This is a genomic window from Bacillus sp. BK450, from assembly GCF_004364885.1.
Lineage (GTDB): Bacteria > Bacillota > Bacilli > Bacillales > Bacillaceae > Bacillus > Bacillus safensis.
The window spans coordinates 544966-557325 of sequence record NZ_SOBQ01000002.1; the positions used below are offsets into that span (position 1 = coordinate 544966).

Here is a 12360-nt window from a genome sequence, read left to right on the forward strand (position 1 = left end):
TTTTCCACAATAAAGAGCCGTCCCATTTTATTGAGCGGCTCCTTTCATGTTAAAAATTATCGAGAAAGCATCCCGTGCGGGTCAATGACAAATTTCTTCGCCACACCCGAATCAAAGTCACTATATCCTTTAGGGGCTTGATCAAGGTCAATGACGGTCGCATTGACGGCTTTAGCGATCTGTGCTCTGCCGCTTAAAATGGATTTCATTAGACTGCGATGATATTGCATAACAGGGGTTTGACCTGTCACAAAGGTATGAGCTTTCGCCCAGCCAAGTCCAATTCGCACTTTCAGAGAACCGACTTTTGCATCGGCATCCACTGCTCCTGGATCTTCTGTGACATAAAGCCCTGGAATTCCAAGCTTGCCGCCAACTTTGGTAATATCCATAATCGTATTTAAAACAGTTGCTGGTGCTTCTCCCTGGTCTCCATGACCCGAAGCTTCAAAGCCGACACAATCGACGGCACAATCAACTTCTGGCTCCCCTAAAATATTCGTAATTTGTTCGCCGATTCGATCATGTTTTCGTAGATTGATCGTCTCACAGCCGAAGCTTCTTGCCTGTTCCAGTCTTTGCTCATTCAGATCTCCAACAATCACAGCAGATGCGCCAAGAAGTTGAGCCGAATGTGCTGCTGCAAGACCTACTGGCCCAGCACCTGCAATATATACGGTCGAACCAGGCTTTACTCCAGCCGTATAAGCACCATGAAAACCTGTCGGGAAAATATCGGAAAGCATCGTGAGATCAAGTATTTTTTCCATCGCTTGATCTTTGTCTGGAAATTTGAGCAGTTGAAAATCTGCATATGGAACCATGACATACTCGGATTGGCCGCCAACCCATCCGCCCATATCTACATATCCATAGGCAGAGCCTGGGCGGTCCGGGTTTACATTTAAGCACACATGGGTTTTTTGTTCCTTACACATGACGCAGCGTCCGCATGCAATATTAAACGGAACGGACACGAGATCTCCTTTTTGAATAAACTCTACATCTCGCCCAACTTCCACGACTTCACCTGTAATTTCATGACCAAGGACAAGTCCTTCAGGTGCAGTCGTACGCCCTCTCACCATGTGCTGATCACTTCCGCAAATATTCGTCGTCACTACTTTTAAAATGACGCCATGCTCACATTTGCGCCCCACATTGGCTTTAGGTACACCCGGGCCGTCTTTTAAGACCAAATCAGGGTATCCAATATCCTCAACTGCTACTTTTCCTGCTCCTTTATAAACGACACCTTTGTTTCCCGACATGATTTCATTCCTCCCTTTTGTTTAAAAATGAAGTCTCTACAATTTTCTCTATTTCTTAAGCAATTTCCTTCTTCAAACAGCACATTATGTGAAAAAGAGGGAGGCACATGTCTATGTGAGAAAGAAAAATGTGTCTTTCAGCGAAATAAAAAAGAAAATATTGAAAAAAAAGCTAAACTTTTGCAGAACGGTGTCGATATAAGAAATAAGCCAGACAGGTATCCTTAATCGACAAACAAATTCCTTATATATACTATCATTCCTTACACACCTGGCTGGCGCCTATATCACATACAAAAGGCTCTTCTGATGAAGAGCCTTTTTTTATTGCAGGCAAAGAGGCTCCTCTGACAAAGAGCCTCTTTTTTGAGTGCTTGTTCATTACCTGGGAAATATTTTCATCATTTTAAGGCTTTGATACAGATGTATGTATCATAGTGATAAACCGAAACTTCTCTAAAGTGATATGCTGAAAACAGGCGGCTGATCTCTTCTTCACTGTACGATGAAAAAGATGTTGACCGTTTTTGTTCGTTGATCAGCTCCTGCTTTTGGAAAGATAAAAATACTTCTCCATCCACTTGAAGGACGCGGTACACTTCCTTCATGACTTGCTCAATATCCTTCAAGTAATAGATCGTCTGCACCGTAAATAATTTATTGAATGATCTGTCTTCAAAAGGTAATTGCTCAGCCTTACCAAGCGTAATGACGGCTTTGTCCTGTTCCGTAAGCTTCTTATGTTTTCTTTTTGCATATTTAATCATATGGCGAGAGGCATCCACTCCATATACTTTTCCGCGGTCAAGTTTTTCAGCTACCTTTGATAAGGTGATGCCTCTTCCAGTTCCAATTTCTAAAATTCGGTCATTTTCTTGTATATTTAAGAGTTGAATCGTCCATTCATTGATATTATGATGATTTTTTTCCATATAGCGGGCAACCCATTTTGAGAACAAGCCTTTTGGTTCCCTCATTTGTTTTCCAATCCAGCTTTGAATCAATGTTAACACCTGCTTTTCACCAGTAAATAAAACTATTTACAAATTTTCTTACTTTTCATATCGGCTCTCACCTAACAAAAATTAAGACCTAGTCCTAATTTATTTGTCTTTTATAAGACGCTCCTTTTCAGAAAATGTTTCGCAGAAAGTGAAAATATTTTTTTAACCTGAATAGGCGTTTTCATTATTTGTGCTCAGATTGATTTCGTTTTCTGCATGAGCTGCATAATTTATAAATGTATCTTGATTAGATAAAGGTGGTGCTAGATTATGGGCTTTGGCGGTTATTCTGGAGGCTACTGCGGTGGCTACGGTGGCGGTTTTGCAGGCGGATTCGCATTGCTTGTTGTACTGTTCATTTTGTTGATCATCATTGGTGCAAGCTGGATTTGCTAACGTAAAAGGAGCAGGAAACGTCATGGTTTCCTGCTCCTTTTCTTTAATACCAATAAGTCCGGTACTGATACATATAACGTCTGAGCATTTCCTCTTGCTCTCTTTGCATGCGGTATGGATTGCCGTATCCGTGCTTTAAGGAATGCGGAATAGATGCATACCCGTGCCCCACAGACGGAAATCTCATATATGGTGACATCGACATTCATTGATCACCTCACAATCACCTTTTACGGTATCATATGTGCAGGTGATCAATGTGGAGCGTGTCTAAACCTGGTCCTTCTCCATCGTATAACAATCAAGCATGGCAAGCATCATAAACATGTCAATCTCCTCCTTTTCACATTTTTCATTTCCTGTTCTAGTTCATATACTTTAGTTGTTTCTGTTTCATTTCTTCATAAATTGTTTCGACTTCATGTTCGTAAAGAACGGTCTCAATGTCCTTGTATTTCCGCTTAATTGTCAAAGTAATAAAAAATAAATGGATTGTCATATACGCTCACCTCCCTTCAGTTCGCAGCACGCGAAATAGCCCGCAGATCTTCTTTATCAGTTGACCTGCGGGCACACAAAAATGCAGATCAAAAGACAGTGTCTTCCAACCTGCAATGGATGATACGTGTGAAATCCTCGTTTACTTAAACAGTTTTGAAGCGTGCACCGTATAAGGCAAAGGAAGGACACGAACTCTTCCACAGGCTGATGACATGATGAAATTGTTGGTTGAATTGATCACAAGTAGATACGAATAACATATTCTTCAGCCTCCTTTACGTTTTTTTAATTACTTTGTAAGTATATCCAGCAAGCACCATTTTGTAAACCTGTTTTTAGTAATATAGATGAATTTTGTGTTTTTGACTAAATTTCTACAGTTATTCTTGTCCGATTATCCAATACAATAAAAAAGCCTCCTCAGGCAAATGAGGAGGCTTTCGAATTAATCTTCATCTAATTCTTGCAGTTTCTTTTGAAAGAAAATCGCTCGTTTAACACAAACAAAAGCTGCTAATAAGAAAACACAATCTATTCCGATCATCAGCATTTTTGGAGATGCTTCGATGTGCTGGTTCGGTAAGATCGTACCAATATATAAAAAGGTGCTGACAGCAAGCAAAATAAAAGCGTACTGCTTGTAATCTGTCACTAAATCACTCCACTTTTTCTTCACTTGTTTCACCTTCCAGTTATCAATGTCTATTCATAGCTTAACATAGTGAGAGAAAGCGAGGAGCATGTAAATCTATCCATTCGCCAGTGCGCTTAGTCCTTGCTTGATATCATGTAGTAAATCATCCACATCTTCAATTCCGACGGAAATACGAATTAAACCATCTGTGATGCCAAGCTCCTCCCGGCGGTCTTTTGGAATGGACGCATGGGTCATCCGGGCAGGGACAGAAATTAAGCTTTCAACCGCTCCAAGGCTTTCTGCGATTGTAAACAGCTTAAGCTGGCTTAAAAATACATCGACATGTTCTTCTTTTCCAATATCAAAAGAGATCATGCCGCCGAAGCCGGATGCTTGTGTTTTCGCAAGTTCATGTCCAGGGTGAGTATCGAGACCTGGATAATAAACACGTGTGACGGCTGCATGTTGCTTTAAAAACTCAGCGATTTTCTGTGCATTTTGTTGATGTGCTTCCATTCGTAGTCCAAGCGTTTTCATCCCTCTCATGAGAAGCCATGAATCCTGCGGTCCAAGAATTCCGCCTGTCGAGTTTTGAACAAAGTGCAGTTCTTCTCCAAGCTCTTTCGTCGCTGTGACGACAAGCCCGCCTACAACATCACTATGGCCGCCTAAATACTTAGTCGCACTGTGCAAGACAATGTCTGCGCCATATTCAATCGGCTTTTGGAAATACGGTGTGAAAAATGTATTGTCGACAATCATCAAGATGTTGGCTTCCTTTGTCAATTCGCCGATGGCTTTTAGATCTGTCATTTTGAGTAAAGGATTGGTTGGCGATTCAATGTAAACGGCTTTTGTTTCAGGTAAAATGGCTTTTTTCACTGCTTCAGGATCACTTGTGTCAACAAAGGTTGCAGTAATGCCAATGCGGTTTAGCACCTTTGTGATGACGCGGTAGGTTCCGCCGTACACGTCATCTGTCAGCACAATATGATCTCCGCTGTTAAACAGCATCATCACAGCCGTAATGGCTGCCATCCCTGAACCAAATGCGTAGCCGCTTGCTCCTCCTTCAAGATCACGAATGACTGTTTCCAGGGCAGTTCTTGTTGGATTTGCTGTTCTGGAGTATTCATACCCCGTATGTTCGCCTGCTTTCGGCTGCTTATAAGTACTTACTTGGTAAATCGGCACAGACACGGCGCCTGTTCTTTCATCACCCGTTGTTCCGCTGTGAATCATCATTGTTTTTGGTTTCATGCTATTTTCCTCCCTCATAAATTCCTTTACTTAAATATCGCTCACTGCTGTCAGGAAAAATGGTGACAATGACTGTCCCAGGTGCTGCTTTCTTTGCTTCCTCTAAAGCGGCATATAAAGCGGAACCAGAAGAGCTGCCGATGAGAATACCTTCTTTTTCAGCTGCTTCTTTCACCATTTGAAACGCATCATCATCACTGACAGTGTAAATCTCATCAAATAAAGCCTGCTCCATATAATCTGGGATAAATTCAAGGCCAATTCCTTCCGTTCTATGCGGACCCGGGTCCCCTCCATTTAAAATTGATCCTTCAGGCTCCACAACCACTGTTTTTAACGACTGATTCTGCTCTTTTAAATAGGCGGCACAACCTTGAAAAGTTCCGCCAGATCCTGCTCCCGCCACGAATACATCGATATTCCCTTTTAAGTCGGACCATAATTCGGGACCGAGCGTTCTGTAGTAAGTCAATGGATTTACTTGGTTTTTAAATTGTAAAACACAATAGGCATTGTCAAGGCTTTCCTCTAATTCAATGGCTCGATCAATCGCACCCTTCATGCCTTCTTTTCTCGGCGTATGAATAATCTCTGCACCGAGCGCCTTCATCAGTTGTTGTTTTTCTTGACTAAAATGTTCTGGTACACAAAAAATGGTTTGCAATTGATGCTTTCTTGCACTTAGGGCAAGCCCAATTCCTGTGTTTCCAGCAGTTGCTTCAATAATAGTTCCGCCTGGACGCAGTTTGCCAGATGCTAATGCTTCTCTGATGAGCATGTCACCTAAACGATCCTTAATACTTCCACCTGGATTCATCATCTCAAGCTTTGCATACACCTCAACGCCTTCTGGGACGCCAATCCCTGACAGCTTTAAAAGCGGTGTGCGGCCAATTAATTCAGTAATATCCTTTATGACAGCCATATGATTCCCTTCCTTTGTATGGAAAAGAAGGGGGGAACCCCTTCTTTTATTGTGTTTGCTTTATCATACGCAAGACAAGGTCGGTTGAGTGAATCGCTGCTTGCTCAAGGAATTGATCAAAGGAGATATTGGATTCTTTCCCTGCAATATCTGATAGCGCTCGAACGACAACAAATGGCGTACCAAAGAGCTGGCAGACCTGTGCAACGGCTGCGGCTTCCATTTCCACCGCATATAGCTCTGGAAACTTCTCTCTCACAAACGCTACACGATCCGGATCATTCATAAACGAATCTCCTGTTGCAATCGTTCCTTTTGCCACTTGAATATGATCAATTTCTAAAGCAGATTCTTCTGCCAGCTTCACAAGCTTTTCATCTGCAATGAAAGCAGCTGGAAGTCCCGGCACTTGTCCATATTCGTAATCAAAGATGGTCACATCTACATCATGATGTCTCACATCAGTAGAGATGACAATATCACCTACATTTAATGAGTGATGGAAACCGCCAGCAGATCCTGTATTGATCACATAATCTGGCTGAAAGCGGTCAAGCAGTAATGTCGTGCTGACCGCTGCATTTACTTTTCCAATCCCTGATTTTAATAAAATCACTTCTTTATCTTCATAAACACCTGTTGTAAATTCACACCCAGCGATGTTTTCTTGTGTAGCATTTTTTAGTTGATCTCTTAAAATCGTCACTTCTTCTTCCATTGCACCTATAACTGCGATTTTCAAATCAAAAACATCCTTTCATTCCCTTTTCTTCGCTTCTACGATCCAAACAAAATCATTCATTTGATGAAAGGACGTGCTAAAACCTTCTTCTTCAAAGATTTGCTTTAGCACATCAATGGATGGATAATATTCCGTTTCTAAATCCTCTGCAAGCTGATCGAACCCTGCGGCTCTCGCTTTGTCGATCTGAGCTTGATGTGCTGCTTGATTTTGAAACATTGTATCAGCAAAAACTATTTTACCATCTGAGTGAAGGATGTTGCTATAGGTGTGAATGGCTTGTTTTTTTTCTTCATCCGTTAAATGGTGGAATGCATATGAGCTGACGATCGTATCTGGCTCAAAAGGCGGCGCTGGAAATGATAAAAAATCCCCATCATGAAATAGATCTGGCAGTCCTTTTTGAAGAGCCGCTTTCTTCATGGCATCTGATGGTTCAACACCAAACACGTTTTTATCAGCTGCAAGAAGCAGCGCTGTTAGATTCCCCGTACCGCTTCCAAACTCAAGAACATCTTGGCCTGAAAGACGGACAATCTCTTTTAAAATAGCCGGATACCGGCGAAACACTTCCTTATACTGCTCGTCATGACCACTTACCGTGTCGTCATAAGAGTCAGCCCAATGATCAAATAAAGAAAGAAATTCACGTCCCATTTTCTTTCCCTCCACTTTATCTATTTATTCCTATGCGTATAGTATGTTTTATTCCGTCGAACAGTTCCTATCCTACCACAACTTCTGTTTCTTTCCTACTAAAAAATACTGGGAGAGACAGAAAAACATTTGCCCTTCTGAGGGAGAGAGATTAAGATGAATGAAGAGTATAGAGAGGTGAATCAAATGGATTTTCAACTGGATTTTTTAAAGGATAAAATAGAATTTTTTGAAGCAACATCTTTAAAAGAACTTGAACAAAAGATCCAAAAACAAATTGAACATAATCAGGCGATTCTGCTGACTGTTCATTCTGTCAGTCATCAAACGACTGTGATCGATGAGCGGATTTTGTATACAGCAGTTGTTCATTTTAAAGCAAATGTTTAAACAAAAAAGATAGCATATCTGCTATCTCAGCGTGTAGACAAACCCTCGCATTCGTTGTCAGTTCTGCGTGCCGGTGCTCACGAATGTCAAATTCGCTCCGCTCCGGTACTCGTCCTTCCTAGACTGCAAAGGTTTTCTATCACGCTGAAAAGAAGACAAAGGGCTAAAATAAACATCATTTTAGCCCTTTGTCAACAATCTGCTATCTTTTTTCGTGTTTATCTTAATTTTTCAACCTTCACAGGTTTCCAGCCTTTTTCATCTACCCACGTAATTTCCACGCGGTAGCGTTCACCTGTTGATTTATCACGGATGGTTCCTTTTGCATCTTGAGGACCTCCGTTATTTCCTAACCAAAGAACGGTCATTTGATCTTCTGAAATTCCTGTCGCATAGGACATGGCTTTGATCATTTCTTTCCAGTCTTTTGAGCTGGAATCATAGGTTGCTGTATGTGAACCGGATTGCTCTGTTCCTACAGGCTCCCAGTCATCATTTTCGTATGTTTTGTCTACATCACTCGTTTTGCCGCCATCTGTTTCTTTGGCGTCTTTTAACGCATCTTTATTAGGTTTTTCTTCATCATCTGTCTTCTTCGTTTCGTCGTCTTGATCAGATGAATCATCTTTTTTTGCATCTGAATCATCGGATGTGTCTTTCTTTGGATCTTTCACATCTTCTTGTGAGTTTTGTTTATTTTCACTCGTTGCAGGTGCCGTTTTTGATGGCTCTTTTGCTACATCTGTTTCTTTCGGCTTATTAAAAATTAACAAACTCGATGCGACAACCAAAATAAGCACCACAACGATACCAATTAATATGTTAAGCACCATATTTGCCTTTCTGCGCTTATCACGATGTTCAAATCGAGAATTTCTACTCAAAATCTCTGCACTCCTTTGCCTCTGTTCCCTAAGTCGTTACTATTCTAACATGTCATGAAGGGATGTTCTATGTCTGTTTCTTTTCAATTTCATTGACCTTTTTTACAATATCATAAAACGCATCATTTGTCTTAGCCCGGCCACTTGTCTCATCTAGGTGAACAACGACAAGGGCGTATTTTGGTTTTTCTACCGGAAAGTATCCAGCAAACCACTTATGATAAAGCGGATTCCCCTTTTTGTCTTGACTGCCGGTTTGGGCAGTACCTGATTTTCCCGCTACATCGTATGGCAAATCTTGAAACCTTCTTCCCGTTCCCTTGTCAGAGGTCACCACCTGTCTTAAGAATTTTTGCAGCTTTTGGGCTGTATAGCGGTCTATGCTGCCCCCTTCAGGCCGTTTGTTTTGAAAGGACAGCATCGTTGTTCCGTTTTGATACAGCACTTTTTCTGCGATTTTCACTTCTTTTCGTTCTCCTCCTCTTGCGATCGTAGCCATCATATTCGCGATTTGCAGAGGCGTCGTTTTCACATTTTTTTGTCCTATTGCGGTTTGTGCAATGGCTTTTTTGACATGCTTGTCTCTTTTATCTCCCCACACACTGCCTGTTTCTTCACGATCAAACTGTTTGAAGTGCTGCTTATGATAGACATCCCCTTCCCAGCCAGCTCGATCTAAGAGTCCAAGCTTTGCAGCCGTCTTTTCGATGATTTGATCATCTGTTTGAATGAGCCTTTCAGCAAGTGTCGCAAAGGTATAATTGCAGCTCTCAGAGAAACTGTCCGTCAGATTCAGCACTGCCTGTTTTCCTTCAGGCTCTCCATATAAATTCTTTCGACAGTCATACATGGTTTGTGGCTGGTCAAGGTTTTTTTCGATTGCTGCGGCAAGCACAGCCGTTTTAAAGACTGAGCCTGGAGCAATCGCTGTCAGCATATAATTTCTTGCCTCATGCCGGTTTTTACTTGTGACATTTGGGGTACTCGCCATCGCGAGTACACTGCTGCTTTCAATGTCGAGCAGAACGGCACCGCCTTTTTCAACGCCTTGTTCTTTGAGCACCTTCTCCATTTCAGCCTGCATGTCTTCATCTATTGTTGTCTGTACCTGAAGTGGATAAAAGGAATGAGCTTCTGCTGTATATTTGACGTCCATACCGAACAAAGGGTTTCCCCTTCCGTCCACATGATATAACAATTTTGTGTCTTGCTCGGGTAATAGAAATTCGTCAAAGGTGCTTTCCAGCCCAAATGTGCCGATTTCAGTACGAATAGAAAGCTCTTTTTTGTCAGGATAACGCTTTCTCAATAGTTCTGGATTCTCGCTTGTGAAACCTAATGTGTGGAGGGCAAGTCTTTTTTTGTCCTTCTCTTTCATATATACGCCGTACACACCTGAATATTTCATATCATTGATGTCTTTCAGCTTTTTTTTCGTAATGTCATCTTTTAAAATGAGAGGTTTTTTCGTTTCTGTTAACTGTTTTTTGAGTTCATCCTCTTCCATCTCAAGAATAGAGGCGGTTTGCTGTAAGCGTGGAAGATCATATTGCAGGAAAGGAAATAAGATAACCGCAGGCTGTTCTTTTGTAAGAAGTGCTTGGCCGTTTCGATCTAAAAACTCACCGCGCCCGTCTGAAATAACGACTTCTTCTGTTCGCTGTTTGACACTTTCTTGTATTAAATTGATATCAAGCTTTGAAAACGATTCTGTGAAAAACAGCTGAATTTCTGCCAGTCTCATCAGAAGACCGAGCATTAGTATAAAAATAATCGCACCTGTCCATTGAATTCTTCTTTTTTTGCGCATAAAAACACCTCGTCCCTATTGTGGACGAGGTGTTTACCTGATAAACGTGATTATGAAATTTTTACAATTTGGACGAACATTTCTCCGCCAGGTGTTTGAACGGTTACTTTGTCGTCTACTTGTTTACCTAAAAGGCTTTTTGCAATAGGTGAATCGTTTGAAATCTTGCCTTCGAACGGGTCAGCTTCTGCACTTCCAACAATTGTGTAAGACTCTTCTTCCCCGTCTGGTAATTCAACGAATGTCACCGTTTTACCAAGTGAAACCACATTTGAATTTCCTTCATCTTCGATAATTTTAGCATTACGAATCATATTATCAAGCGTTGTAATACGGCCTTCTACAAACGCCTGCTCTTCTTTAGCAGAATCATACTCCGAGTTTTCAGAGAGGTCTCCAAAACTTCTAGCGATTTTAATACGCTCTACAACCTCTTTACGTTTAACCGTTTTCAAATATTCAAGCTCTTCTTCTAATTTACGTTTTCCTTCTTCTGTCATTGGAAATACTTTCTCTTGTGCCATGAATCATTCACTCCTTCTATTAATCCTCATCATACAAACTTTCTGCACGTGAGTGACGACTGAAATATACAAGAATGAGGACATGTTCAGGCCCTCATTCCTTCTGTACCATATTCGTAAAAGTCCATCTTACATGGCGTCCCTTTTAGATGCAACTATTATGCCTTTTATTAGACAGGACCACTCGCAGCGGTCTAAAATCGCACAAACTGTGGAAAGGCACAGGAAGCTCCTGTACCTCGTTCGGCCATTTCGATCATATGTAGAAGAATAGCTTATCCATTCTCCATCTTCCAATACATAATATGGTCAGTGTACGATATGTCTATGCTATATTATTACAAAATTGCATTTTGATCAAGAATTGTTTGAAAATTTGTGATGATTTGTTTGTCGTTTTTTTAATATACTTTTTCAATTTCATTCTTTCGCTATGTGGTAGTGATTTCTCCATCTCTTCTTTTCTTCATTGTTTTCTTATCATATCAAACCCTTAAGATTTTTTCCGAGAATGCTGCTCTAATAACAGTCTATAATGCTGCAGCAACACGTTATTGGACAGATAACCAGAGTGTTGCTTCTGTTAGCTCTAATGGGCTAGTGACCGCTCATTCTCGTGGCGATGCCACTATCACTCTTTATAAAAACAAGTTTTTGTGAGAGTTTGGTAAGATGATGCTGAAAAGACCTTTACTATGTAAAGGTCTTTTTCTTCTCCACCATTTACTCTGCTCGATTTTGAAGAATGGTTTGAATTTTTGTGACCATTAAGTCGATCGCCACATGGTTTTGGCCGCCTTCTGGGATGATGATATCGGCGTATCGTTTCGTCGGTTCAATGAATTGATTATGCATCGGTCTGACCACAGATACATATTGTTCAATCACCGAATCGATCGACCGGCCTCTTTCCTTCGTATCGCGTAAAATGCGGCGGATGATGCGAAGGTCTGCATCTGTATCGACATACAGTTTAATATCCATTAAGTCTCTCAAACGTTCGTCTTCGAGCGCAAAGATACCTTCAACGATAATGACATCCTTCGGCTCAACATGAACCGTCTCTTCTGAACGTGTGTTTAGTTTAAAATCATATATTGGTTTTTCAATGGATTCGTACCTTAAGAGCTGTTCCAAATGCTCAAACATCAGGTCATTGTCGAATGCAAGCGGATGATCATAGTTCGTGAGCAGGCGCTCTTCAAATGGCATATGACTTTGATTTTTGTAATATAAGTCTTGCTGAAGCATGAGGATGGAATGTCCTTTAAATTTTTCATAGATTGAATTGGTGACGCTCGTTTTACCTGAACCCGAGCCGCCAGCAATACCAATGACAACTGGTTTACTCCTCATGTG

General features: G+C 41.1%; 15 protein-coding genes and 1 pseudogene. 3 read left to right on the forward strand and 13 right to left on the reverse strand.

Annotated elements, in window-relative coordinates; translation table 11 throughout:
• Positions 1-56: 56 nt before the first annotated feature.
• Both fdhA and EV579_RS08035 read right to left on the reverse strand, forming a co-directional pair.
• Positions 57-1271 (reverse strand): formaldehyde dehydrogenase, glutathione-independent, encoded by a 1215-nt coding sequence (fdhA, locus tag EV579_RS08030; RefSeq protein WP_024423097.1) that lies wholly within the window; start codon positions 1269-1271, stop codon positions 57-59.
• Between the two features lie 401 nt (positions 1272-1672).
• The gene (locus tag EV579_RS08035; protein WP_133744348.1) at positions 1673-2275 is read right to left on the reverse strand and encodes a class I SAM-dependent methyltransferase; all 603 of its coding nucleotides are present in this window, start codon (positions 2273-2275) and stop codon (positions 1673-1675) included.
• A gap of 270 nt (positions 2276-2545) precedes the next feature.
• Between EV579_RS08035 and EV579_RS19380 the strand changes: the two genes are divergently transcribed.
• On the forward strand, positions 2546-2671 hold the full coding sequence (locus tag EV579_RS19380; RefSeq protein ID WP_008342643.1) for a YjcZ family sporulation protein: 126 nt from the start codon (positions 2546-2548) through the stop codon (positions 2669-2671).
• Positions 2672-2714: 43 nt separating this feature from the next.
• On the opposite strand, the gene EV579_RS18975 is transcribed toward EV579_RS19380, so the two are convergent.
• The 7 genes from EV579_RS18975 to EV579_RS08070 form a co-directional block, all read right to left on the reverse strand.
• Positions 2715-2876: a hypothetical protein gene (locus EV579_RS18975; protein WP_155267112.1), complete on the reverse strand. Its 162-nt coding sequence runs from the start codon at positions 2874-2876 to the stop codon at positions 2715-2717.
• A gap of 159 nt (positions 2877-3035) precedes the next feature.
• A complete protein-coding gene (locus EV579_RS08045; protein ID WP_133744240.1) occupies positions 3036-3170 on the reverse strand; it encodes a YrzI family small protein in 135 nt (44 codons plus the stop codon).
• 447 nt (positions 3171-3617) lie between these two features.
• Positions 3618-3848, reverse strand: coding sequence for a YrhC family protein (locus tag EV579_RS08050; protein WP_073206443.1), 231 nt, complete (start codon positions 3846-3848; stop codon positions 3618-3620).
• A gap of 72 nt (positions 3849-3920) precedes the next feature.
• Complete coding sequence (locus EV579_RS08055) at positions 3921-5069, reverse strand: bifunctional cystathionine gamma-lyase/homocysteine desulfhydrase (protein ID WP_024423100.1); 1149 nt, start codon at positions 5067-5069, stop codon at positions 3921-3923.
• A gap of 1 nt (position 5070) precedes the next feature.
• On the reverse strand, positions 5071-5994 hold the full coding sequence (locus tag EV579_RS08060) for a PLP-dependent cysteine synthase family protein (RefSeq protein WP_133744241.1): 924 nt from the start codon (positions 5992-5994) through the stop codon (positions 5071-5073).
• Positions 5995-6040: 46 nt separating this feature from the next.
• Positions 6041-6736: a 5'-methylthioadenosine/S-adenosylhomocysteine nucleosidase gene (mtnN, locus tag EV579_RS08065; protein WP_024423101.1), complete on the reverse strand. Its 696-nt coding sequence runs from the start codon at positions 6734-6736 to the stop codon at positions 6041-6043.
• A gap of 15 nt (positions 6737-6751) precedes the next feature.
• Entirely contained in the window at positions 6752-7393 is a 642-nt protein-coding gene (locus EV579_RS08070) for a class I SAM-dependent DNA methyltransferase (protein WP_024427893.1), read from the reverse strand.
• A 186-nt stretch (positions 7394-7579) separates the two neighbouring features.
• Between EV579_RS08070 and EV579_RS08075 the strand changes: the two genes are divergently transcribed.
• Positions 7580-7783, forward strand: coding sequence for a YrzA family protein (locus EV579_RS08075; protein WP_024423103.1), 204 nt, complete (start codon positions 7580-7582; stop codon positions 7781-7783).
• Between the two features lie 218 nt (positions 7784-8001).
• Here EV579_RS08075 and EV579_RS08080 read toward each other — a convergent pair whose 3' ends face one another.
• The 3 genes from EV579_RS08080 to greA form a co-directional block, all read right to left on the reverse strand.
• Positions 8002-8667 carry a YrrS family protein gene (locus EV579_RS08080; RefSeq protein WP_024423104.1) on the reverse strand — a complete coding sequence of 222 codons (666 nt, stop codon included), beginning with the start codon at positions 8665-8667 and terminating at the stop codon, positions 8002-8004.
• A 67-nt stretch (positions 8668-8734) separates the two neighbouring features.
• Positions 8735-10477 (reverse strand): peptidoglycan D,D-transpeptidase FtsI family protein, encoded by a 1743-nt coding sequence (locus EV579_RS08085; RefSeq protein WP_133744242.1) that lies wholly within the window; start codon positions 10475-10477, stop codon positions 8735-8737.
• Positions 10478-10527: 50 nt separating this feature from the next.
• A complete protein-coding gene (greA, locus tag EV579_RS08090; RefSeq protein ID WP_008358505.1) occupies positions 10528-11001 on the reverse strand; it encodes a transcription elongation factor GreA in 474 nt (157 codons plus the stop codon).
• 525 nt (positions 11002-11526) lie between these two features.
• On the opposite strand from greA, the pseudogene EV579_RS19345 reads away from it, so the two are divergent.
• Positions 11527-11661: pseudogene (locus tag EV579_RS19345) on the forward strand (Ig-like domain-containing protein); the annotation flags it as partial.
• A gap of 63 nt (positions 11662-11724) precedes the next feature.
• Here the strand turns inward: EV579_RS19345 and udk are convergent.
• On the reverse strand, positions 11725-12357 hold the full coding sequence (gene udk / locus EV579_RS08100; protein ID WP_024423106.1) for a uridine kinase: 633 nt from the start codon (positions 12355-12357) through the stop codon (positions 11725-11727).
• Positions 12358-12360 lie beyond the last annotated feature (3 nt).